This is a genomic window from Tenacibaculum sp. 190524A02b, from assembly GCF_964036645.1.
Classification (GTDB): Bacteria; Bacteroidota; Bacteroidia; order Flavobacteriales; family Flavobacteriaceae; genus Polaribacter; species Polaribacter vairaonense.
In genome coordinates this window covers 4,928,357-4,953,571 of record NZ_OZ038525.1, presented here as the reverse complement: position 1 = coordinate 4,953,571, position 25,215 = coordinate 4,928,357, and the positions used below count along the sequence as shown (strand labels likewise).

Genomic DNA, 25,215 nt, shown 5'->3' with positions numbered 1-25,215 from the left:
AATAGATTAATTTTTAATTATTTTTCTATTTATAAAACCTTTGTTAGTTTTAATAGATAAAATGTATACACCACTAGCATATTGAGCGATATTTAATGCTAATCTAGTATTAACAGTTTCATTAAATGACAATACCTTTCCATTTACATCTAACAATTTAATTTCCTCTATAGCTACTACCGAAGATTTTATAGTTATTTTCTCAGCAGTTGGATTAGGATAAATAACGATATCATTACCTAATACATCTTCATCATTAACTGACAAAACCACATCAGAACCATAGATTTTATCAGACATTGCTTGTGATGCATCTACTGTTTGCAGGTTCCAAAAATAGGTTTTGTCAGCTTCTAAATATTTCAACTTCCATGAAGTTCCGTATACAGGATAAGAAGCGATATCACTTTTATCTTTTTGAGTTCCTACATTTAAAATATAGTACAACGATTTACTTTTAGTAAAATCATCAGTAGCCATATTCCATTCAAATAAAATTTCATTTCCATTTTTGGTAGTAACTAAATCTGATGCCATTAACGGCTTATTATTTTTTTCACCAGTAAGGTTCTCATGTAAAAATGTTCCTGATTTATACTGTTTATCTTTTGCATCTGTATACCAACCAGAAACTATAATATCTATATCATTATCTAAGTCAAAATCACCCCAGCCTAAACTTGTATTTCCTCCTAATTGCATAACTCCTTCTTCAGAAATTTCAAATTTACCTTTCGTATTCTTATAAACTATTGTTACATCATTATAATCTACATCAGTTCCAGAAATCACCAAATCTAACTCACCATCATTATCATAATCACCCCAACTTATAGGTGTTGTTCCACTGCTATTATCTATCCCCTTTAAGGTTTGGTATTCTGCAAATTCTCCTTTTACATTTTTATAAATTTTAGCTGCATAATCATCATTTGTATCATCCCCCATAACTGCAAAATCTAAATAACCATCTGCATTGAAATCTCCAAATGCAAACCAACCTAAATACATTCCTGGTAAATTTTGCTTTTCTGTGTAAACTCCATTTACATTTTCAAATGTTTTTAAAATATAGTTATCATTCTTATCCGTTCCCATTAGTAAAATATCTAAATCTCCATCCACATCAATATCAGCAAATTCAGCATTTCCATTTTGAACAGCAGGTAGGTTTATAGAAGCATCTACAAAGCTTCCATTCGTATTTTTATAGATTTTAGTAATTTTTGATGCACCTCCATGAGATTGTTGCGCTCCAGTTACTAATAAATCTAATGTTCCATTATTATCAAAATCTCCAAAGCTTATAGATGAATAAATAACTCCGTCTAGTTCTTGTTTTTTGGTAAAAGCTCCACTCTTATTTTCATAAACAGTTAAGTAATACTTAGTAATATCATTATAATTTTGACCACTTGTTACCAAATCTAAATCACCATCATTATCAATATCAGCAAATTTTACCGCACCTAAATGTAATCCGTAAACTTCAGGGCTAATAACTTCCTCAAACTGTCCGTTTTGTTTATTTCTATATAATTTTATAGCACTAACATCCGCACTAAAATCTAAATTATTATCTAACCCTCCTGAAATTACTAGGTCTTTATAACCATCATTATCAAAATCTCCCCAATCCAAAGACGCATAATAAAAAGCTGGAATAGAAGCCTCTGACACTAAATTAAATCTATTAACTAAGTTATAAGCATAAACGGCACCAACTCTATCTGTTCCCTCATCACTACCTATTAAAATTTTATCATTCTTTAAAGCTACACTAGCTCCATAATTATCATCTTCCCTTTGAGTTTGTTTACTAATTTCTTTTGAAGTCCATAAAGTACCTTTATTAGTGAATACAAAAACTCTTCCTTTTCTTGAATTATATCCTTTTGAACTAACTACAATTTTATCTCCTTCCATAGCTATTTTATGCCCAAAAATTTCATCTTGTACTGGTGATGGCGAAACCAATGTTTTAACTAAATTCCAACTATCCTTATTTCCTTTTTCAAACACGTATACTTTTCCGGCTCTACTTACACCTTCAACGCTTGCATTAGGTGCTGAAATAGCTATTCTATTTTCGTAAATAGCAACATCATAGCCTACTAAATCATCTGGATTCGCCTCATCAATTAAAAATTGCTTTTGTTGTCGCCAAGTTGTTCCTTCACGTTTAAAAACATAGGCTGTACCCACATCTTCTTTAGTATTTGCATCGTATTTATAAGCACCTAAAACCGCATAATCTCCATATAAATCTCCTGACCACCCTAGATACTCCTTACTTTGTGGTTTGCTTACTTTTAACTTAGCTTGTTGTCCCCAATTATTATCTCCTCCTTGATTTTTAAAAAAGATATATGCAGCACCGGTATCTCTTCCTCCTTCATCATCTCCATTAGCTGATACTAAAATATAATCTCCATTAACCGCTACATCTCTTCCAAATAAATCATATGAATTTCCAATTTCTTGCTTTAATATTTTAGCTTCTACCCATTCATTACTGGCATTTTTATTAAAAATGTATGCTAATCCTTCTTTTTTAGATTCATTTTTATCATGCTTTCCATAATAGGAACCGACCACTAAATAATTATCATTTACAGCTAAACTGTTTCCAAAATAAGCTGATTTCATTGGCTCAGAAGGAAATAACTTCTGATGTAGTTTATTAGTTGAATTGTATACATATACAGCTCCACCATTTGATTTGCTTTCATCAGATGTTCCCACAACTGCTTCATCATCTAACGAAGCTCCTATAAAATAATAGTTGCTATTGATACCTACTGAAACTCCATATTTATCATTCTCTTTAGCTACTAAAGCCTCAAACTTGGAGGTATCTTTCCATACTTGCGCATTCGTTACTCCAATTATAAATAGCACTAATAATGTAGTAAGTGTATTTTTTTTCATTTTAAATTAAAGTTAAATTTCAATATGCGAAATTAACCTATTTTTATTTATTCTAAATAAAAATAAAATTATTTTAACATAAAAATTTTTACACTTACATCAACCTTAAAAAAAGACAACCTAATCAAATTTTAATTGATTAGGCTGTCCATAACGTAACAAAAAACTAACAAAATTCAATAAATTAGAAATTTATTGAAGATTTTTATCTCCTGGATTAGGGTTATATACATACTTAAATGTAAAATACCTTCCATTTGCTTGATTTATCTTTTTATCTTTATAATAACTTTCTATTTCAACTTTTGCATAACTACCTTCAATGGTTTTGACCACTAGAATTATCCCTGCCTTTGGCTCTATAACATGGTCTTTAAAATTATACAAGTACCATCCATTATTACTACCTTTAGTAATAGCTAAATTCTCTTTAGCATCTTGTTTAAATTCACTATCTGCTGGCGCTTCTTTTAAATCTTTTAATGTATTCTTTACAAGAGCAACTGCTGCTTTCCCTGTTCTATTAGGCTCTTCATTAATATTCTCTACATTAACTCCTCCATTAACAATTATTTCAGTAGCTCTAAAAGCAATATCCCAATTGTCTCCATCTACTTTTTTTCCTTCTTTAAAACTAAACTTTGCAAAATCACCAGTATAGTTTCCACCACCTCCTCCAGCTGGCGCATGAAAATTTTCTATTGTTTTAGTTTCTGAAGGTTTTACTAATGGTTTTTCTATAGTGGTATCATTATTACTACATGATGTTACTAGAAATGCTATGACTAAACTTCCTAAAATTGTTTTTAAATTTCTCATTATATAATCCTATTTATTGTATTAAAAATTAAACTGTATTCTTCCAAAATATGTTCTTCCTAATTGCAAATATGTATCTATAGGTATGGTTTCTCCAGTGTTTGAATTTGGATCAGGAAAATTGAAAACCTCACCATTTTCTATAGCTGTATTATCAAACAAATTATCAATGCCAAACTGAATCACTAATAAATTGTCAAAAAACGATTTATCCATTGAAAAGTTTATTTGTGTATTTGCCACAACAAAATCATCAAACGTATCTATTACCCCATTACTATTGGTATCTAAAGGAGCATATTTACTTCTATAAACCCCTCTTATGTTTGCTGAAAAATTATGCTCATAGTTTTCGTAAAACAACTTAGCGTTTATCATGTGCTTTGATCTATCAGCTAATCCAAAATAAGCTGATGAATTCAAACGTATAGATGTTCCACTTGCATCTTTGATAAATAAAGACTCCTCTTCCAATTTCTTTATAGCCTCTTTATTTCCAGTATCTAAAAACTGATACCCTGCAAAAAACTTAAAATTATCTGTTAACCTCCATTTTATATCTACTTCTACTCCTTGCGTAAATACTTCATTTATATTTCTGTATGAAAACAATCTATCACCTGCTTTTAAACCAAACTGCTCTGGGGTGTTTCCAAACCTTCCTGGATCATTTAATTGTGTGTCATAAACATCAATTAAATCAGTAATATCATTTCTAAAAGCATTTACACTTACAGTTAATCCGCCAATTGGTTTTGCATCAAATCCTACATTTATACCTGTAGAGGTTTCTGGTTTTAATTCCTTTTTAACTGTATTTATACCATTTACATTAGGATATAAAGTATGTACTGTTTGCGTACCTAAAACAACATATCCATTATTTACATTTCTAAAATCAAAAAATAATTGTCTAAAATCTGGTGCTTTAAATCCAAAACCTCCGGATGCTTTAAGCGTTAACCAATCAGTTACTTCATAACCTATTGATAGTTTAGGTGAAAAATTAGATTCGTATGTATCACTATCTTCAAATCTAGCTCCCAAAATCACATTAAAATTTTCAAAAGGATAAAAATCAAACTGACCAAAAGCATACATGGCATTATAAGTTTTGTTACCACTTATAGAAGTTCTATCTAAAGCATCAAAATTTCCTCCAACACCTGCTATCATAGTACCCTTCCATAAAGCCAACTCTGTTTTTACCTCTGGTCTAAACAAGCTTCTATTAAACAAAGCCGTTTCTCCATTAAATTGACTCTCAGTTTTAAATCGAGTTCCGTAAAATGAATAATCTACTTTCCATGTATTAGATATCTGGTGTTTTATATTTCCATTAAAATTCCAATCAATCTCTTTATTAACAGACTCATTTACATATTGGTTTATTTGATAAATTCGTTGAGACACTAACACTTTCAACTTTTCTGAAACATCATACGAAAATTGTAGATTCCCTGTATAACTCTGGTGTGGGTTTACCGTTTTTGCAGGACTTTTAGGCGTTAAATCAAAACCTTCACTTGAATTAAAATTTAAACCAGAAACCACACTCATATTTTTCTTTCTGTACACTACATCTGCATTCAAATCCAACTCATTCTTAGCACCTCCTCTACTTAAAATATGATACTTTATTTTTAACTGATCTCTTTTTGGTTTCTCTGTAATAATATTAATAACTCCTCCTATAGCCTCTGATCCAAACAAGGAAGAAGAAGGGCCTTTTACAATTTCTATTTGCTTAATATTATTCACTGTTATTCTACTTAAATCAATATTACCTGATGTTCTTCCCACAATTGGAACTCCGTCAATTAGTACAAGTGTGTAATCTGCTGATATCCCTTGTAATTGTACACCTTCTGAATTTCCAAAATCTTTAACCATTGTAATTCCCGTTTGCTCTAATAGGATATCTCGTAGTCTTACTGAACCAGACTTTTGTATTTGTTCTTTAGAGATTAAAGTTACTGGCATTGGAACGGATGATAATTGCCTTGCCGTTCTAGTTGCCGTTACAATAACTTCATCTAGTTTATTATTTTTTAAAGAATCTAGCTTTTGCTTTTTCTCTTGTGAAAAGCTAGTGATACTCAACATTACTAAAACTATAGCCTTAAACTTATTTAGAAACATTCTTAATAAATTAATTTTCGACGGCAAATATATAACCTTATTTTAAATCAATCTAAATAAAATTTATATTTTTGCATCGAAATATTAAAACTTAAAGAGTAACAAAATGAAAAAATTAATCGTCGGAAGCTTAGTATTACTGTCTTCAGTAACTATAAATGCACAGAAAAAAAAGGATAAAGAAGCGATAAAAAAAATGTGTGGTTGCTTTGAAGTAACTTTCAATTTTGCTGAAACTTTTAACTATAGTAAAGATTCTTTATATAAGCCTTCAAAAAATAAAGTAGCTAAAGCTTTAGAATGGGCAGGTTTAATAGAAGATGAAACCAATAAAGTTTCTATCCAACATTTATTACAAGTTGGTAACCCTGCTAAACCTAGTATTGTAAAACATTGGCGTCAAGACTGGGTATATCAAAACACAGATTTTTACATGTACAATGGAGATAATGAATGGCTATACGAAACCAAACCTAAATCAGCTGTAAAAAAACAATGGACTCAAAAAGTATATCAAGTAGATGATAGCCCTAGATATGAAGGTTCTGGTTCTTGGGTACATATAGATGGTAAAAGTTATTGGGAAAACACTACTGATGCTCCATTACCAAGAAGAGAGTATACTAAAAGAAGTGACTATAATGTAACTGTTAGAGGTAACCGACATGAAATTACTGATTATGGTTGGTTACACGACCAAGACAATAAGAAAGTTATTCGTAAAAAAGGAGAAGATGATTTTGTATTAGCTCATGAAAAAGGTTACAACACTTACGTAAAAGTTGATGATAATAGATGTAAAGCTGCTCAAGAGTGGTGGAAAAAGAATACTAATAAATGGCAAATAGTTAGAAATAAATGGGAAGAGGTTTATGGAAGAAATTCTAAATTACTTTTAGAGAAAAAAGTTAAAAATAAGGCTTTATACAAGCATCTTTTTGCTGAAGAAGTAAACCAAGAAGATGCCATTAATGAAATTATTGAGTCTTTCGTAAAAAAATAAACAATGTTTAAGTCTATTTACAAACTAGTTCTTGTGCTGCTATTTTTAACTGTTAGTATTCAAGCACAAGAAAGCAATATTTTTTTACAGAGAGATTATTGGAAAACAAATCCATCTATTGCAGAAGTAGAACAGAAAATAACTGAAGGCAATAGCGTTACAGCATTGAATCGATATGGATTTGATGCTGTAGTTTATGCAATACTTGAAAAAGCACCTAATGAGGTTATTAAACATCTTTTAACTAAAGAAGGAAATGGTGTTAACAAATTAACTCATGATAAAAGAACGTACATTTTTTGGGCTGCTTATAAAAACAATGTTCCTTTAATGAAGCATTTAATTGCTAAAAATGCTCGAATGGATCTAAAAGATTCTCATCAATATTCACCTTTAACCTTTGCTGCTGCAACTGGGCAAACCAATACTGAAATCTATGATTTATGTATTGAAAATGGTATTGATATTAAAAATGATGTAGATGAAAAAGGTGCTAACGCTTTACTATTACTTATTGGTCATTTAAAGAACTTTGATCTTATAAATTATTTCACTTCTAAAGAGTTAAGTATACAGAGTACTGACATAAATGGTAATGGTGCTTTTAATTATGTGGCAAAAAAGGGAAATAAAAAACTTCTTGAAATTCTTATTAAAAAAGGATTTAAGTATAAAAATGTTAATAAAAATGGGGAAAACCCGATTTTATTAGCTACAAAAGGATCTAGAAAAGGGTACAATTCACTTGAATTTTTTAAATACTTGGAAGGTTTAGGGATTAATCCTAATATTACCAGTAAAGACGGAAAGACGCCTTTACATAATATTGCTTACGGAAATAAAAACATCGCTACTTTCAATTACTTTTTAAATAAAGGTGTAAATGTTAACCAAGTTGATAAAAATGGTAATACTCCATTAATCAATGCAGCTGGCAGAAACTCTTTAGATATTATTAAACTATTAAGTTCTAAAACTTCTGATATTAACCTGCAAAATAAAAAAGGAGTTTCAGCGCTTTCAGCAGCTGTAGAAAGAAATTCTTTTGAAGTGGTTGACTATTTAATAAGTAACAATGCTGATGTAAATACTAAAGATACTAAAGGAAACTCTTTAGGATATTATTTAGTGAATAGCTATTCTCTTAAAAAAGCAGAAGAGTTTAAGAAGAAACTAAACCTTTTAAAAGAAAAAGGAGTAAACCTTAAAGCTACACAAAACAATAACAACTCATTATTACATGTAGCTATTGATAAAAATAACATTCAGCTTTTAAAAGAAGTTCAAAAATTAGGTATTGATATTAACGCTAAAAATAAAGATGGATTAACCGCATTACATAAAGCGATTATGCAAGCTAAAGATACCAATACTATAAAATATCTGTTAAATGCTGGCGCAGATAAATCTATTACGACTAATTTTGGCGAGTCTGTTCATGATTTAGCGAAAGAAAATGAGCTTTTAAAAAATGAAGATATTGTATTTTTAAAATAATATTATTAAAAGACAAGAAAGATGATGAAAGTTAAAAATTTAAGTAAAGGAATCTTTATACTACTAGCAACCGTTTTTTGCTTGTATGGTTTTACTAAAATAAGTGATAGTAAAACATACAAGTGCATGATTCAAATGAAAAATTATTCTGGTGAAGGTGCCTATATTGTTATTTCTTTATTGAAAGATGGAGAATACGTAGAAACGTTATATGTACAAGGAGATGATGAAGATTGGTATTCTGATATCACTGAATGGTGGCAATTCCAAGGTAAAGTTCGTAGAGATATTGATGCTATTACTGGCGCAACTGTTAGTGGTGGTAACAGAACTGTAAGTTTGTTAAATATTGATAACAATAAAATAGATAATGGATATAAAATCAGGTTCGAATCTGCTGTTGAAGATCAAGAATACTACAAAGATGACATTGAATTTGACCTTACTTCTGAAAATATTAAAAATAAAATGGAAGGAAAAGGCTTTATACGCTACATACGTTTAATGCCGCAATAATATCTAACAAAAATGACCATTTCTATTTGGAGGTATAGCCATTTAACACTGGCTATATCTTCTTTCGTTTTTATACTTATAGCTTCTATAACTGGAATTATTTTAGCTTTTGAACCTATTGAACACCAAACAACTCCTTATAGTATTGGTAACACACAATCTATTTCTTTAGCAAATACTATTAGTGCTTTAACTAAAGAATACAAAGCTGTTGTTTCTGTTAAAAAGGATCACCATGATTTTATTACTGCTTCGGTTATTACCAAAGAAGGTAAAAATGCTACTTTTTATATTGACCCTCTTTCTGGTAAAAAATTAGGTAAAATAATAAAGAAAAAACCAATATATAAGTTTGCTACTAGCTTACATAGGTCTTTATTTTTAAAATCTACAGGTAGATTTATAGTAGGATTTACCTCTTTTTTACTTTGCTTAATAGCCATTACTGGTCTTATTTTAATAGCCAAAAGACAAGGTGGATTTTTACAGTTATTTTCAAAGGTAGTCAAAGAAAATTTTGAACAATACTATCACATCATTATTGGCAGATATACATTAATACCTATTATTATTATTACTGTAACTGGTATCTATCTTTCCTTAGATAAATTTTCTCTTTTACCTTCTCATAAAACAAAACATAATCTAAACTTTAACCATACTAATGATTCCAAAAAAATAGTACCTTTTGAGTTTCCTGTTTTTAAAAACATTTCTCTTCAAGAGCTAGAAAGTATAGAATTTCCTTTTTCTGAAGATGAAGAAGATTACTTCTTTTTAAAATTAAACAACAAGGAACTTTTAATACATCAGTACACAGGTGCTGTATTGAGTTCTCAAGAAATTTCGCTTTCAAAAAGATTGGTTAATTTAAGTCTTATACTGCATACAGGACAAGGAAGTATTACTTGGTCTATTATCTTACTATTATCTTGTATTGGTATTTTGTTTTTTATCTACTCAGGTTTTGCTATGACTTTTCAGAGGCGTAAAAACAACTTTATTCCTAAGAACAAATACAAAAAAAACATTGCTGAGTATGTCATTTTAATAGGCTCAGAAACTGGAAGCACCTATTCTTTTGCTAATGCATTATACGAAGCTTTGTTAACACAAAATAAAACTGTTTTTATTGATGCTTTAAACAACTATACTAACTACAATAAATGTACACATTTAATAGTACTTACAGCAACTTATGGTGAAGGCGAACCACCAATCAATGCTAAAAAATTTTTAAAGCAATTTCAAAACATAAACCCCGTAAATCCTATTAAATATGCTGTAGTTGGATTTGGTTCTATGGCTTATCCAAAATTTTGTAAATTTGCTGTAGAGGTAGAAAATATATTCGCTCATCATACAAGTTTCTCTCCTATTTTACCACTTTACAAAATTAATAATCAATCTTTTGATGCTTTTAAAAATTGGGGAATTCAATTAAGTAAAGCTTTACATACAGAGCTACCAATAAAACAACCTCTAAAAAAAATAAAAAAGCAACTACCTTTTATAGTAGTTGATAAAACAGAGTTAAATAACGATCAAACTTTTTTAGTCAGATTAACCCCTAAAAACAAAACCAAATTTACTTCTGGTGATTTATTGTCTATTTATCCTAAAGAAGATAATATTGAACGTTTGTATTCTATCGGTAAAATTGAAAACGATTTGTTATTAAGTATAAAAAAACATGAATTTGGCATTTGCTCTAATTACCTAAGTCGATTAAAACTGGAAGATGAAATTCAAGGGAACATTCATACACATAAAGATTTTCATTATCCAAAAAAGGCAAAAGAAGTCTTATTTATTGCTAATGGAACAGGTATTGCTCCTTTTTTAGGAATGCTTCAATCCAACAGTATTGGTAAAAAGTATCTTTTTTGGGGTGGAAGAAATAAAGCTTCTTACCAAATTTACGCTGGTTTAATTGAAGATAGTATTCGTAAAAAGCAGCTGCAGGATGTACATATTGCTTATTCACAAGAAAATGCAGAAAAAGTATATGTGCAAGATCTTATAACACAACATAGTGAAATTGTTGTTTCCACCTTAAAAAATAATGGTTGTATTATGATTTGTGGCTCCGTTGCGATGATGAATGCTACTTTTAGGGTTATAGAAAACATTACGCTAGCCGAATTAAATAAACCCTTAGATTTTTATAAAAAGAAGCAACAAATAAAAACGGATTGTTATTAATACCTCTAAAAAAGAAACAAAGTTTTAGACAGAATATTTTTCAATCAATCGTTTTTCTATCCCTAAAACTTTGCCTAAACTAGCTAGTATTAATATACCCGATTTTTGAATGAAATATGGAATTCTAGGTGAAAAGGTATCCATCATATGCAATGCTATTGTCAAATAAAATATATTTTTAGGAAGCCCTTCTTTATTTATTTTTCCTTCATTAGCTAATCCATACATAATTTTTAGTCCGTGAATCATTTTTTGAGGATTTAAAATCTCTACATCAAAAATCACCTGCTCATTAGAATTATTGTAAAACATATGAGCTGTACTCGCAGGAATAGTATAACTACTACCTGCTTTTAAAATACTTTCTTTTTTATTGAGTACTACGCTTAACTCTCCTTGTACTACTTTAAATGTTTCGTTTATTTTCGTATGATAATGCAGTTGATTTTGTCCTCCTCCTTTTTCTAAAAAAGTTCTAAATCTTAATATATGCTTTGAGTTTTCTATTACTTCTATACGGTCTTTTATTACTGAATTAGAAAACTCACTTTTTTTATACCTCATTTAGCTAAAAGGTCTGTTTTTTATCTATTTCAGGAATCGCTTCGTCTATTCTTTTTGCTAATTCTGGTAATTTAATAGTTGGTACAGCAGGAAATAGATGATGTTCTAAATGATAAAACATACTAAACGTTATTTTGTTTTTCCAATTTCCTCTTTGCGTTCTGGCAAATTTTGGATTATCTTCAGTATCATGGTGTACCGTCCAAACCGCAAAAAAAGCCATTAAAAACTCTCCTATTATCATGATTATTATGTGATATACTAACCAATGAATATTGAAATAAATAACAATTGAAGTAAAAACTAAAATAGACAGTAGCTCTATAAACATATTTTTTCTGTATTTTCTGCTTCCTATCTTCCAAGTAATTTGGTGAATTTTAAACAGATGAACAGGACCATAAAGAATAGCTCCATACCAAGTCATATGTGCTGATTTTCCTTCTTGGTCTTCCTCAGACAGACAATATTTATGATGTCTTAAATGATTAAATTTTACGGCATGAATTGATGCCATCATTAAAATACTATTGATATAAAGCGACAACCAGGTTAAAAACTTACTTGTTCCTAAAGAATTATGAAACCCGTTATGTACTTGTCTTAATCCTGTTAAAAAGAAAAATGCAGAACAGGGTAGCGCCAACCAATAATACTCAAAATAAGCAAAAACCCAAGAAGATAAAACCCATGGTATTGTTAGGTTATTTTCTATAAGCATTTCTTTTAAAGAAAGTCTTTTTAAATCTTTCCATTCAACTTTTTTTAAAACTTCTTCATGTGTCATTATCTCTACAATTTAAAGATTTTTTATTAGCTATACTTAACAAATAAACACCGTTTTTGATTAAACAAAGATATCTAATATTGGTTAAGCCTATTGTAAGTAAACATATAAACTTATTAAATAGGTTGTTCTTATTTTCAACCTATACTTGTTGAAACATGTTTTTTAACTTTCTCTCTCCAACTCTTATCTGTTGGTTCAATAATTAGTGTTTTAAAATTCAATTTCCTTCCTTCAACACCAATACCTTTTAAATCATCAATATGTAAATCAAAACCAAATGCAGGTGGGTATTTAGATGCTTTAATATTTTGGGATTTTAAAACCTTTCTATTTTCTGTTTGATTAACAATTCTCTTAACTTTAATTCCGTAGTATTTTAAAGTCAATCTTATTTTTATTTTTGAACGAAAAGACGTTGTGTAAATATGAACTTTATATCCTTTTTTTTGTAAATCAGCAATTAATTCAGGAGCTCCTTTTCTTAGTTCTTCAATTCCTAAAAGCTTAGCTATTCTACCCCTATTTTCTACCTCAAACTCCTTACCATTTGGAATTAATGTACTGTCTAAATCAAAACTTATGTCCATATTAACTTACATCCTTTATCATAATCCTTCATTTATTTAACATAAATATCATTCTATTTCGTTTAACAATGATGGCATAAAATATTTTTCTCTGTACTTTGCCATTTCTTTTGGATATAACTTGGCCATTATTCTTTGATACTTTTCAATATTATATCCACGATTTCCTAGTCCTGTAGTTCTTAGAAAAACCTTATTTTTTTCTTTGGTATTTCCAATTATAAAAAAAGGACTACTAATATCTTCTTGATAATTAATATCAAAATCAATCATCATTTTTTCTAAATTAAGTGAATCATTTTTTAAATCATAAACAACTTTTTTAAAATGCAAAGGTTTATCATTCATCACACGTTTTTCTTTTAATTGAATATAAATACTGTTATTTGATTTTGTTATTTGTAATTGATCGCTTTCTCGCCATGTACACATTGACAAAATCACTTCAATATTCAATGTATCATTTTCTTCCATCTTAGATGTAAATTCTACATAGTCACGAGCAACTTTAAATTTTGATTTCTTATGTTCAGCTTTTTGATTACATCCTAAAATTAGAATAGTAATTATAAGTACCAATATTTTATTTTTCATACCTCAATCTAACCTTTTTTAGTAGTCTATTTTTAACTACTTCCAGTCATTAACTTAGCTATTTTATCAGAGTTTTCAATTCCCATTTCTATCAAAGCTTTTTTTATTCTGTTTTCAAATCTATTTAAACCTTTTCTTACTGAGCGAATCTCAGCAAAAAGTTCTTTTTCAGAAAGTTTAAATTTCTCTGACATACCCTTAAAGTCCTCAAGACTAAAATCGGTATATTCTGAAAATGAAACAGTATCATTATTTCGTTTATAAAATAACCAAGGATGACCAACCCATAATTGCGTCCATTTATTTAATTCAGTTTTTTCTATCTCTTCCCAATTCTGTATATTAGATAAATCTCCACAACAAGTAGGTTCAATGATTACTTTTCCTTTATTTTTAATCACAATTCCCCCTATTATTTGACCAACATATTCTTGATAATTTGATAAGTCAACTTCGTTTAATTTATTTTTAAGTATAATTTTCAGTTCAGAATCCTTTACAGTTTCTATATCAACCAAATAAGACCCTAATTCAACAGGTTTAAAATCTTGAAGCTTACTATCCGAAATACATTTATACCAAAATTCACTCCATTTTTCAGGGCTCTTATCTCGGGAAATATTTGGGAATTCATATTCGTTTTCTGTATAATCCCAAGGCTCAATTTCTATAGTATTTAATAATTCCATGTAAAGCTATTTAAGATTTAACCAAATAATCTGCAGCATGTTGTCTATAATTATTTGCAATTTTTGCTTGTAAAGTTAATTAAAAACACTAAAAACTCAACATTAAAAATTAAGAACTAATAACTAAAACATACGAATTCTAATTTATCTCCAACGAATTCTAATTACTCCAAAATCCAACTGTATTCCCATAGTACTTTTGACGTATAAAACAACAAATCATGAGTTTAGAAAACAACTATTCAGTACTACTAAACATGTATTTACAAAAACACAAACAATTAAAAATACATGTAAACAAAAGTGGGAAGGTTGCTAAAATTGAAAAAGAAGAAAACGGAAATTGGAAAACAGATAGAAACTTGTGCAATATTATAAACAGGTATTCTAATGGATTTGAAACAGATAAAAACTTAGTGATAACCTTAAAACAATAATCTTATGAAAAGAACAATCAAAACTTTAGGAATGACAATGGGATTGTTATTACTAACCGGAACATTTTTCAACTGTACTAATAGTAAAAAAGCTGAAAAAGAAACTACACCTGCTAATGAAACTGCTATGAGTGTTGTTAATGACAAAGAAAGTAATGTTATCTTTAGAAAACCTGTAGTATTTATTACTGGGTACGATAAGAAAAGTAATAATTACTATGCAAGCGCTAAAACGTATTTTAAAGGAAAAGATTATCAAATAATTGAAAACGCTTATTCGTTAGAAGAAATTATTCAATGGTTAAACAGTAATGCTTCTAAAAACCCTTATGGTGAAATTCATATTGTAAACCAAAGTAACCCTTGGTTAGGTATGGACTTAGAAACTACTGTAAATGGAGACAGAATTACTAGTAAATCGTTACAAAAGTCAATGAATGACGGTAATTTACCTTCTTTAAAAAGTGTAATTGCTGAAACGTCTAAAATTATTTTACATGGTAATCAGTTTGCAAAAGACACAGAGCTAGTAAACACACTTAAAAGTGCATTTATAACAGACAAAGTTCCGCAATTGGTAGCTTCTCCTTATTTTACAGTTTTTGGAGGAAAATTTACCAATCATTATTTAGCAAAGCCTTATTATGTATTTTATCCAACCGCTAACTCGCCTGGTAAAGTGGACTTATCAAAAGAAATAGCTAGAAAATATCCTAAGGAAGATGAAATTGAATGGTTTTCTGCCTTAACTAATGAAAAAGAAAGATATATAGGTGAGCCATACACTACACAATTTAATGTTCCTATTAAATTTGAGTTTAACTATGATAATTCAGATGAAGAAATTCCTTCTTTTACCATGCAAGAAGAAGTCATGGATTGGATTGCTAATGATGAGGATTTAATGAAAAAGGTAAACGAATTAAAAATCCCTGTAGATAAATATAGATGGAATTGGAAAGTAAAAAATAACACCCTAGTTATAAAAGGATTATCAACTGTGTTATGTGTTTTAAAACCAATTACAAAACCATATGGCGATTTAGAACATGTAAAACCTGAAACTTCAAATAAACGTTTGTATGCAAGAATGTAAAATTTTAAAACCGTTATTAGAATAAGCTTCTCTTTTATTTCTAATAACGGTTAATTTAACTAAGTTTGTTTTATGAAGTTTTTGACATACTTTTTGCTATGCTTTGCTGTTTGTTCTTCTTCCTTATTAACAGCGCAAAATATTGTTGGACAGCATACTGTTAAAGAATATACAACACAACATTTTAATAAAAAAGAAGGTCTTTTAAGCAATACTATTAATGGTATTGTTCAAGATAGTGTAGGATATTTATGGTTTGCCTCTAATAAAGGAGTAATACGCTATGACGGTAATGATTTTAAATTGTTTGGTAAAAAACAGCAAATTCAAGCAAATTATATTACCAAACTATATGCTATTAAAGATAGCTTGATTATAGGTTCACCAAACACACTTTTTATAAAATCAAGTAATAAACTTACTTCTTTTGATAGTAAACGTGTTAACTGCATTTCAAAAATTAACAATCATATTTTTATAGGAACACAAAAAGGAATCTATCGTTTACGTGAAGATTTTATTTCTCCACTTCGCACTAACTTTCAAATAGATTTAACGGCTATTAATGATATTCAGTTTGATGGTAAATTCTATTGGGTTGCTACACAGAAAGCACTATGGAAAATAGATGATTTACTTAATCCTAAAAAATTAAAAAGAATAGGTACAGGTAATTATACCGCTATTTTAATAGATAACAACAGAGTTATTGCTACTACTTTAAATAATGGTATTAAAGTAATTACCAGTAATATGCTAAAAACCATTACTTCTTCTACACAGCATATTAAAGGGATTAAAAAAATTAAAAACATGTTTTGGATTTATTCCAATACCGATGGAATTGAAGTACTTAGCAATAATTTTTCTTTCTCTAAAAAAATTAACAAATACAATATCATAAGAAGTAATAAAATCACTGACATTTTTCAAGACCATCAACAAAATATTTGGATTGCTACTAATGATAATGGTATTTTTAAATTAAAAGATCAGCAACCTCCTACTCCATACAAACCATCTATTTCTTTTGAAGATATTGAAGTAGTTTATAAAACTATTGATAGTATTAACCTTAATAATTACAATAAAATACTACAATTACCTTCCGATAAAAACCACATTGCTTTTACTTATAAATCTGTGGATATAAACAACCCTAAAGAGGTTTTTTATCGTTATAAATTAAATGACAAGTACAGTCCATGGTCTAGTAACAACACTGTAAATCTAGCCAACTTAAAAGCAGGGAATTATACTTTTGCTGTACAATCAAAAGTTATTAACCAACAAGAAAGTAAACCCATTCAATTTCAATTTTATATTGATAAACCACTATATAAAAAAGCATGGTTTCAATGGACACTTGCTGGAATACTACTATCTATAATTGGACTCTATGCTTTTAATTACTTAAAACGTTTAAAAGCTAAAAATGCAGCAAAGATTGAAAAACTAGAGTTAGAAAACCATCTATTAACACTGGAACAAAAAGCCTTGCAATTGCAAATGAATCCGCATTTTATATTTAATGTGTTAAATGGTGTAAAAGCTTTAGGTAATTCTGGTAAAAGGGAAGAACTTAATAATACCATTAGTAAATTCTCTAATTTATTACGAGCTATTTTAAATACTTCTAGAAAAGATGAAGTAAGTTTATCTGAAGAAATAAATACCCTGAAGAATTACATTGAATTGGAACAGCAAATGAGTAGACTTGGTTTTTCTTATGAAATTAATACCGAGTTATCTTTTGATACCGAAGAAGTTTTAATTCCTCCAATGCTTATTCAACCTTTTGTTGAAAACAGTATTAAACATGGTATTAAAAACAAAGCTGATGGAAAAATTACTTTGAAGTTTTATAATAAAAAGGATTTTTTACATTGTGAAATAATTGATAACGGCGTAGGTATAAACTACGCTAAAAAAGATTCTAAAACAACGAAACACGATTCTTTAGCTATCACAGTAACGGAAGAACGTATAAAAAGTTTGCACACAAACTCTTCCTTAAAATTAGAAGAACTTTTAGAAAGTAAAATGGTAAAAGGAACTAAAGTTTGGTTTAAAATACCTTTAAAAACAGATTTTTAACATGCAAAAGTTAACCGCTATTTTAGTAGATGATATGCGTTCCGCGCTGGAAATGCTTGAAAATGATTTAACTGTAAATCACCCAGAAATTAACATCATAGGAACTGCTAAAAGTGTAGTAGAAGCTTCTAAACTTTTACGAAAAAAACAACCTGATATTTTATTTTTAGATATCATGCTTGGAGATGGTACTGGATTTGATGTATTAGAAATTCACCCTAACCTATCTTCTAAAGTTATTTTTGTTACTGCTAGTGATGAGTACGCTATAAAAGCATTCAAATTTGCTGCCATTGACTACGTTTTAAAACCATATTCAAATGATGATTTAGACAATGCTATTCACAAAGCAAAACAACAATTATCACCTAATCAAGAACAGTTATCTGTTTTACACGATTCTATTACCTACCCAAACCAACGTCCTAAAAAAATCTCTTTACATACTTCTGATAAAATCATGGTTGTAGATTTAGACGATATTATTCATTGTAAATCTGACAATAACTACACAGAGTTTTATATGAAAAACCAACAAAAATTATTAGTTGGTAAAACTCTAAAATATTTTTCTGACATTTTAAGTGAGTATGATTTTCTAAGAGTCCATCAAAGCCACCTAATTAACTTACAGTATGTCAAAGAGTTCATAAAATCAGATGGTGGTTATATTGTTTTAACTAATAATAGCTCAATTCCTGTCTCGGTTAGAAAAAGAAATGAGGTTATTGAAGCTCTTCAAAGCTTCAGATAAAATATTTCATTGTTAATGTTAAAATTTTATTAATTTTTCCTTATTTTAGTATTTTAAACATGATTTTATGAGTGCATTAACACCTAAAAGAGGCAGATTATTAATAGCTGAGCCTTCTATACTAAATGACAACTCATTTAAAAGAACAATTATTTTACTTACAGAACATTCAGACCAGAGCTCAGTTGGATTTATTTTAAACAGACCTTTACAATACACCTTAAAGGATTTAATACCTGATTTAGAATGTGACTTTAAAGTATATCAAGGAGGCCCCGTAGAACAAGACAATTTATACTTTATTCATAAAGTACCTGATTTACTTCCTAATAGTATTGAGGTTAGTAATGGGATTTATTGGGGAGGCAATTTTGAATGCTTAAAAGATCTTCTAATTAATAAAACAATTAAACCTAGTGATATTCGTTTTTTCTTAGGGTATTCTGGTTGGGATTCAGAGCAATTGGAAAGTGAAGTTGACACCAATTCATGGTTTATTTCTCAGAACAAATACCGAAATATTTTAAATATTAACGACGAATCTTTCTGGAAAAAACTACTCCTTGAAAAAGGAGGCGAATACAAAATATGGGCAAATGCCCCAAGTGATATTCAAATGAATTAACCTGTAATACTAGAAACTCTTAAGCTATTTTTAATTTTCTGAGTTATACTTTTTCCGAATTCTTTTTTACGGTAATGTGTAACTGATTGAATTCCTACTACTGCATTTGTTATAAAAACCTCATCAGCCTTTTGTAATTCAAAAGGAGATATAGTGGTTTCTTCTATTTCAAAATCAGGATGTTTAGAAACAATATCAATTACCTTTTTTCTAATGATTCCTTTTATACACCCTTCACTTAATGCTGGCGTTTTTATTGTATTACCTTTAATAATAAAAATATTTCCATTGGTTACTTCAGCAACTCCTTTACGTTCATTAAGTAAAATACAATTGTCAAAATCATTTTCATCTGCAAAGATAGACGCTAATGTATTTAGCATTCTATTCGTAGTTTTTACTGTAGATAACAATCCTGAGTAATTGTAAAAATCTTTATACAAATCTAATCGATATGTTTCTTTTTCAACAATTTCAATAGGTTTTACATCAATTAAGTAATCTATTTCATTAGTTTCTGGTTTATACAACCCACCATCTTTTCTAAACACCGTTAACTTTACTCTAAAAACACCGTTATTTGAAGTATTACTCGCAATTGTTTTTACTATTTCTTCTTCTAAAAATTCTAACGTAAACTTCATCGGAATTTTCATTCGTAACATTCTCATAGAAGCCATTAACCTAAAGTAATGATCTTCAAAAAACACTACTTTATTATTTTGAACTTTTATGGTTTCAAAAATTCCGTCTCCATATTTAAAAGCTCTGTTCTCGTGAGAAATTTGTAATTCTTTTGAAGAAACTATTTCTCCATTAAAGTTTACCATTGTTTTTGTTTTTAAAGAATGCAAACTTACTAATTTAAGTAGTTTTTAAGCATAAAAAAACTCGACAATTTTGTCGAGTTTTATGGTTAATGTTTTAGTTTATGCTCCTATGGTATGCTTTAACTCTTCAATTTGGTTTTCCCATAACATTTTAGCTTCTTGTACATCATCTTCACTATCTGCAAAATCTGTCACCAAAATAGCTACATCTTTCGTTAAAGGATCTACTTGGATTTTAAATTCAAAATAACTTTCATCTCCTTCACTTTCTGTCCACTTATATTTAATACGTTCATCAGCTTTATTAGCTACTATTTTAGCTTCTTCTTCTGAATCATCCCAAATAAAAGTTATTATTTTACCTCTTGAATTTACTCTATCTGCAAACCACTCTTCTAAACCTGCAGGGGTAGCTAGGTATTGATATAACATGCTAGGTGATGCATGTATTGGGATTTCCAATTCAAATTTAACTTTACTCATCTACTTTTTGTTTATGCGACAATATATATAATTATTCTTTTAAAAAAAAATTAGTTTTTTTTCTTGTTGAAAACAAAAAAACGTCTATATTTGCACCCGCAATCAGGCGAGGTAGCTCAGTTGGTTAGAGCGCAGGATTCATAACCCTGAGGTCACGGGTTCAAATCCCGTCTTCGCTACAAAGGTGTAAAACACCAAAAAGTCAATAACGATACGATTTAAGTGTACTTAAATCGTATTTTTTTTATGAAAAAATTATCATTACTTTTAACTACGGTACACGATTCGGTACACTATTTAGAAAAGATGAAAGAAAAGAAAAAATATTCTGATCCTGAGATTTACACTGGAGGAGTTGATATAAAAAAATGGAATAAACTTCCTCAAGAACAAAAGAAAAAAGCTTTAAAACGTCAATGGTATGTTAGATGGTCCTTTAGAAACCCAGAAACAGGAAACCTAGAACGCCAACCTAACATTAAAGCCGGAAACACATATAAAACAAAAGAAGAAAGACTTGAAATTCTAGAAACCATAAAAAGAAATTTATTTCGACTTCTAAAAGACGGCCTTATAAACCCATATGACGACACGTTAGATGATAAAACACATACAGTCAAAGAAGCTATTGAATACGCGTTAAAATTAAAAAAGAAAACACAAGACAAAACTTCTTTCGGCAATTATGAAACCCGAATTAATAGATTTAAAGATTACCTCTTAAAAAACGGATTCGAAAACAGATACATAACTTCAGTTAAAAAATCTCATGTTGTCGATTACTTAAATACCGTTCTTCTAAAAACAAGCGCCAGTAATCGAAATAACGATAGAGGAGACATATCATCCCTTTTTGGACTACTATATGATAATGAAATAATAAAAGACAATTTTGTTTCAAAAATACCTAACTTAAAATCTCAACCTAAAAAAAACAAAGCTTTTTCACAAGAAGAAGTAAAAGATATATTTGAAAAAGCAAAGGAAAAGGATATTTGGCTTTACTACTTTTTAGCTCATGTTTACTATGGCCTATTCAGAAACATAGAAGTAGTAAGAATTGAGGTTTCACATATCAACATAGATAAAAAAATAATAGAATCAAACACCAAAACAGGGCATTTTTACAAGCAAATTCCCCAAATATTAATTGATGAATTTTACTCAAAATATGATTTTTCAAACTACCCAAATAACTACTTCTTATTCACAAAAGACAATCAACCTAGCTTAAACCTCAATAGAAATAACGAATCTACTAGCGAAAGAGATAGAAGAGGTTACTGGGGTAAAAGATTTACAAAAACAATCAGAAAACCAATGGGATTCTCGCAAGATTATACCATTTACTCCATGAGACACGCAGCTATAGGTCGTTTATTCATTGAAACAATAACAGAATACAAAAAACAAGGAGTCAAAAACTTTGAAGAAAAAGCCTTAGACTTCATCCGATCCATAACTGCTCATACCAATAACGAAACCGTAAAGAAATACTTAAGAGAAATCGGATATTATTTAATAGAAGATTGGTCTACAAAATTAAAATAATTATATTTGAAGTGTCTTAGGAGACGTCCTAAGACTTTCTTTTTCATAGCAATTTTCCCACTCAATTTTTTGAGTGGGTTTTTATTTTATTTAATACTTACTAAAGATATTTTTTTTATAACCTATACTAAACTGGTTTTGAGTATTAGCACCAAATTCTATAATATTTCCTTTTTTATCTTGATAACCTAAATTAAATTCAAATGAAGCTTTTTCGAAATCGTATGAAGTATTTACCTTACCTCCTACTAAAATTGAAAATTTGGGCTTAATACTTTTTGTAACTGTTTTCTCATAGTATGAAACTTTTTGGGGCTTTAGTTTATAATCAAAATCTATCGATTTTAAATACCCTTTAGTTTCAGTAGTGACATTAGCACTAATTATAGAATCTTCAAAATGCTCTTTATAGGTTCTAACTTTAGTAGCCTGTAATAACTCTCGTAAAATAGTAAGAGAATCGGCTTTTTGATTGTATTTCTTTTCAATTTCATTAATTAACTTTTCGTAATTCTTATTTTCTGATATGTAATTGTGTATTACAATAGGTCTAGGCTGTTTAACACTAAAGCCTCCTTTTTTTTCAGGAAGCTTTAACGTAATCTTAGTACTATCTATTGTATCTTGGAAATATTTATTTTCATGACTTTGAAAATCACATTTAAAAAAAACAACTATAATTAATAGTATTACACCAATATATATTAAATCTTTTTTCATAATCTTCTGTACTGAAGTAATCTGTTTATAGGGTAAGCTATAATACAAACACTATTTCTTTGATTACCACCAAGAATATAAATGTGTCGATTTGTTTTCCTGATGAAAAAACCAACATGTCCCTTCCAGCTATTTGGCGATTCTCTCCATAAAACTACAACATCACCCATTTGCGGGCTTGTAACTAGTCTACCTACTTTTAACCAGCTTCTGGCGTTTAACTTTCCGCTGATAACTTTCCCTGCTTTTTTAGCAACCCAATTAGCAAAAGCACTACACCAAGCAGTTTCATCTTTTAGCTTTTCCCCATTGAAACCTATCTCAGTAAAATATTTTACTATTTGCGGATTGTCTTTTTTACCTTCAATTTCCTCAACCCCATATTGACTAAAAGCCACTTTCAAAATCTTATTCATTTTCTATATTTTTATTATTTTCAATTTCTTCATATTTGACAGGGACAGAATTAACATCTATTTTCATTCTATCTGTTATGATTGTTTCTTGCTCAACCTCTTCCTTACCCTTCTTAATCTCTTGGATATTCAATACATGTTGTTTCCATTCTTTAGAAACCCTTCCCAGAAGAATTACAACACCATAAACAATTCCTAGAATCATAGCTGTTTTACTAGGTATTGCGTTTAATATGGTTGTAAAAAAATCAACTTGCGTTAACTCCTGTTCTATAAAAGCTAATGAACTAATAGTCAATGAATATCCAAATGCATATTTTAAAATCGTACTATTCGTAATAAGTGTAATCATGGGGAATATTTAAATTAACACTCCTTGGTATTTAACCCACTGAGTATCTGTTATTTTTTGGTATAATTCAGGTTTAGCTTTGTTACATACAAGATCTCCAATTTGCGCATCAGGTCTATCACGATTTAAAAGATCTGACGTGATTTCTCTGGAGTTTTCGTAAACTTTTATCTGTTTATTTACCTTACTAAGTTCTGTTGCTAAAAACTCTTTATTCACCAAAGTTTTTTCAGAACCATTAACAATCTTAATAGCATCAACATTCATTTCTATTAACCCTGAAAATAAACTTGGAAGAGTTGTAAGAGATTTTATAAAATGAGCAGTGCCTTCTATTGGTGGTAAAGCATCATTCCCAGCTTGGATGTAAGCCAAATCACCTGTAACCTTACAATCACCTGTTGATTCATAATCTATATCTAGATAAAGTACATGGGAATCTTTTATAGTTCCATTTACATACTTGATAGTAGGGTGCATACCTTGTGCATTGTTAACTGTAATATTTGGATTGTCAATTAATAAGTGAGGTGATAGCCCCCTAGCATAATCAACCACACCAACTCCTGTTCCTTTAATTTCTAATTTATGAGATGTTGGCAACATAAAATCTATGTTTCCACTACCGTTATAGGTTGATTTAAAAAGTGATCCGTATAAATAATCAGCATTCCCACCACCCACGTGATTCGCCACATAATTTGCCGCAATCAAACCTTGGCTATCAAAATTAGATGCATTTTTTAAACGAACTACTGAACCATAGCAATCACTTGTTGCGTTAGTAGAAATGTTTCTATTTACATCTATAAAAGCCCCTACATCTATACCCGGTACCGTAGAATCTTTTTTAACAGTAAAAATAGAATTAGCTATTCCAGATAAACTTTTATTTTTATCAATCACCAATCCTTCTTCAAAACTTGATAATTTCTCAAAAAAAGCTGTATCTCCAAATCTCGCTTCAGCATCGTGATAGGAACCTCCATAAAATTCAACTTCATCGTCGAATTTCACTGTTCCATTAAATATTGATTCTCCCTCAAAAATCATATCCCCAGTAACTGTTCCTCCAGACAACTTCAAATACAACCCTAAAGCACTTAACAACCCATCTACCTGACTTATTGGCAACTGAGGTAGAAAACTTAATTTAATTTTACCTTCCCCATCAACACCAACAAAACCTATTTTTTCCCAATTACCTGACAAATCTGGAGCTTCACCTACCTTCGTTGTAGTTGGTAAAAAACCAACATAAATAAATAAAACCCCATTATACACTCTGTAGAACGGCGCTTTATCTTCATCTAAATACTCTTCAGGTTTCCACTGCCTTAACGAACCGTTCAAAAACTCAATAGCCTTATTTATTTTTTGCCCTGCGCCCCTTAAAGTATCTCCAGTACCATCATTTGGCTCAAACCCTAAATTTATCTTATCTAAACTCACTTTCTATCAAACTTTTTTATTGTTGAACTAAATCTAATTTTAGTAGAATCAAAAGTTACCTTACC

At 29.4% G+C, this 25,215-nt stretch carries 24 protein-coding genes and 1 tRNA gene; 11 read left to right on the top strand and 14 right to left on the bottom strand.

Features of this window, described 5'->3' with window-relative positions; all coding sequences use genetic code 11:
* Positions 1–6: 6 nt before the first annotated feature.
* The 3 genes from ABNT65_RS20540 to ABNT65_RS20530 form a co-directional block, all read right to left on the bottom strand.
* Positions 7–2,931, bottom strand: coding sequence for an FG-GAP-like repeat-containing protein (locus ABNT65_RS20540; protein WP_348746761.1), 2,925 nt, complete (start codon positions 2,929–2,931; stop codon positions 7–9).
* 192 nt (positions 2,932–3,123) lie between these two features.
* Entirely contained in the window at positions 3,124–3,750 is a 627-nt protein-coding gene (locus tag ABNT65_RS20535; RefSeq protein WP_348746760.1) for an HmuY family protein, read from the bottom strand.
* A gap of 21 nt (positions 3,751–3,771) precedes the next feature.
* Positions 3,772–5,892 (bottom strand): TonB-dependent receptor, encoded by a 2,121-nt coding sequence (locus ABNT65_RS20530; protein WP_348746759.1) that lies wholly within the window; start codon positions 5,890–5,892, stop codon positions 3,772–3,774.
* Between the two features lie 106 nt (positions 5,893–5,998).
* Between ABNT65_RS20530 and ABNT65_RS20525 the strand changes: the two genes are divergently transcribed.
* Genes ABNT65_RS20525 through ABNT65_RS20510 form a run of 4 tightly spaced genes read left to right on the top strand, consistent with a single transcriptional unit; the run spans position 5,999 to position 11,113 of the window.
* A complete protein-coding gene (locus tag ABNT65_RS20525; RefSeq protein ID WP_348738159.1) occupies positions 5,999–6,895 on the top strand; it encodes a DUF6607 family protein in 897 nt (298 codons plus the stop codon).
* 3 nt (positions 6,896–6,898) lie between these two features.
* Positions 6,899–8,392: an ankyrin repeat domain-containing protein gene (locus tag ABNT65_RS20520; protein ID WP_348746758.1), complete on the top strand. Its 1,494-nt coding sequence runs from the start codon at positions 6,899–6,901 to the stop codon at positions 8,390–8,392.
* A gap of 24 nt (positions 8,393–8,416) precedes the next feature.
* Positions 8,417–8,908, top strand: coding sequence for a DUF2271 domain-containing protein (locus ABNT65_RS20515; RefSeq protein WP_348738201.1), 492 nt, complete (start codon positions 8,417–8,419; stop codon positions 8,906–8,908).
* A 12-nt stretch (positions 8,909–8,920) separates the two neighbouring features.
* A complete protein-coding gene (locus ABNT65_RS20510; RefSeq protein ID WP_348702705.1) occupies positions 8,921–11,113 on the top strand; it encodes a PepSY domain-containing protein in 2,193 nt (730 codons plus the stop codon).
* Positions 11,114–11,137: 24 nt separating this feature from the next.
* Here the strand turns inward: ABNT65_RS20510 and ABNT65_RS20505 are convergent, their stop codons facing one another.
* From ABNT65_RS20505 to ABNT65_RS20485, 5 genes are all read right to left on the bottom strand, one after another.
* Positions 11,138–11,677 carry a cupin domain-containing protein gene (locus ABNT65_RS20505; protein WP_348702704.1) on the bottom strand — a complete coding sequence of 180 codons (540 nt, stop codon included), beginning with the start codon at positions 11,675–11,677 and terminating at the stop codon, positions 11,138–11,140.
* A gap of 4 nt (positions 11,678–11,681) precedes the next feature.
* A complete protein-coding gene (locus ABNT65_RS20500; RefSeq protein ID WP_348702703.1) occupies positions 11,682–12,464 on the bottom strand; it encodes a fatty acid desaturase family protein in 783 nt (260 codons plus the stop codon).
* A gap of 137 nt (positions 12,465–12,601) precedes the next feature.
* Positions 12,602–13,054, bottom strand: a complete 453-nt coding sequence (locus ABNT65_RS20495) for an HAD family hydrolase (protein WP_348702702.1) — start codon at positions 13,052–13,054, stop codon at positions 12,602–12,604.
* Positions 13,055–13,102: 48 nt separating this feature from the next.
* Complete coding sequence (locus ABNT65_RS20490; RefSeq protein ID WP_348746757.1) at positions 13,103–13,633, bottom strand: hypothetical protein; 531 nt, start codon at positions 13,631–13,633, stop codon at positions 13,103–13,105.
* A 47-nt stretch (positions 13,634–13,680) separates the two neighbouring features.
* Positions 13,681–14,337, bottom strand: a complete 657-nt coding sequence (locus ABNT65_RS20485) for a hypothetical protein (protein ID WP_348702700.1) — start codon at positions 14,335–14,337, stop codon at positions 13,681–13,683.
* A 221-nt stretch (positions 14,338–14,558) separates the two neighbouring features.
* Here ABNT65_RS20485 and ABNT65_RS20480 point away from each other — a divergent pair, with 221 nt between their 5' ends.
* The 5 genes from ABNT65_RS20480 (at position 14,559) to ABNT65_RS20460 (ending at position 19,346) form a co-directional block, all read left to right on the top strand.
* The gene (locus tag ABNT65_RS20480; protein ID WP_348702699.1) at positions 14,559–14,774 is read left to right on the top strand and encodes a hypothetical protein; all 216 of its coding nucleotides are present in this window, start codon (positions 14,559–14,561) and stop codon (positions 14,772–14,774) included.
* A 4-nt stretch (positions 14,775–14,778) separates the two neighbouring features.
* The gene (locus ABNT65_RS20475; protein WP_348702698.1) at positions 14,779–15,870 is read left to right on the top strand and encodes a hypothetical protein; all 1,092 of its coding nucleotides are present in this window, start codon (positions 14,779–14,781) and stop codon (positions 15,868–15,870) included.
* Positions 15,871–15,942: 72 nt separating this feature from the next.
* Entirely contained in the window at positions 15,943–17,967 is a 2,025-nt protein-coding gene (locus ABNT65_RS20470) for a histidine kinase (RefSeq protein WP_348702697.1), read from the top strand.
* 1 nt (position 17,968) lies between these two features.
* Positions 17,969–18,721, top strand: a complete 753-nt coding sequence (locus ABNT65_RS20465) for a LytTR family DNA-binding domain-containing protein (protein ID WP_348702696.1) — start codon at positions 17,969–17,971, stop codon at positions 18,719–18,721.
* Between the two features lie 67 nt (positions 18,722–18,788).
* Positions 18,789–19,346, top strand: coding sequence for a YqgE/AlgH family protein (locus tag ABNT65_RS20460; protein ID WP_348702695.1), 558 nt, complete (start codon positions 18,789–18,791; stop codon positions 19,344–19,346).
* Here the strand turns inward: ABNT65_RS20460 and ABNT65_RS20455 are convergent.
* Together ABNT65_RS20455 and ABNT65_RS20450 are read right to left on the bottom strand one after the other, a co-directional pair.
* A complete protein-coding gene (locus tag ABNT65_RS20455; protein ID WP_348738142.1) occupies positions 19,343–20,176 on the bottom strand; it encodes an aminotransferase class IV in 834 nt (277 codons plus the stop codon). The genes ABNT65_RS20460 and ABNT65_RS20455 overlap by 4 nt on opposite strands.
* A gap of 99 nt (positions 20,177–20,275) precedes the next feature.
* Positions 20,276–20,659, bottom strand: coding sequence for an START-like domain-containing protein (locus ABNT65_RS20450; RefSeq protein ID WP_348702693.1), 384 nt, complete (start codon positions 20,657–20,659; stop codon positions 20,276–20,278).
* Between the two features lie 105 nt (positions 20,660–20,764).
* Here ABNT65_RS20450 and ABNT65_RS20445 point away from each other — a divergent pair.
* Positions 20,765–20,838, top strand: a tRNA-Met gene (locus ABNT65_RS20445).
* A 67-nt stretch (positions 20,839–20,905) separates the two neighbouring features.
* Positions 20,906–22,210, top strand: a complete 1,305-nt coding sequence (locus ABNT65_RS20440; protein WP_348746756.1) for a site-specific integrase — start codon at positions 20,906–20,908, stop codon at positions 22,208–22,210.
* Positions 22,211–22,300: 90 nt separating this feature from the next.
* Here ABNT65_RS20440 and ABNT65_RS20435 read toward each other — a convergent pair whose 3' ends face one another.
* The 4 genes from ABNT65_RS20435 to ABNT65_RS20420 are packed head-to-tail and all read right to left on the bottom strand — an operon-like array spanning position 22,301 to position 25,150.
* Positions 22,301–22,930, bottom strand: a complete 630-nt coding sequence (locus ABNT65_RS20435; RefSeq protein ID WP_348746755.1) for a hypothetical protein — start codon at positions 22,928–22,930, stop codon at positions 22,301–22,303.
* A complete protein-coding gene (locus tag ABNT65_RS20430; protein ID WP_348746754.1) occupies positions 22,927–23,346 on the bottom strand; it encodes a TIGR02594 family protein in 420 nt (139 codons plus the stop codon). The genes ABNT65_RS20435 and ABNT65_RS20430 overlap by 4 nt, the downstream gene beginning before the upstream one ends.
* Entirely contained in the window at positions 23,339–23,698 is a 360-nt protein-coding gene (locus tag ABNT65_RS20425) for a hypothetical protein (RefSeq protein ID WP_348746753.1), read from the bottom strand. The genes ABNT65_RS20430 and ABNT65_RS20425 overlap by 8 nt, the downstream gene beginning before the upstream one ends.
* 9 nt (positions 23,699–23,707) lie before the next feature.
* A complete protein-coding gene (locus ABNT65_RS20420; RefSeq protein ID WP_348746752.1) occupies positions 23,708–25,150 on the bottom strand; it encodes a hypothetical protein in 1,443 nt (480 codons plus the stop codon).
* Positions 25,151–25,215: the final 65 nt, after the last annotated feature.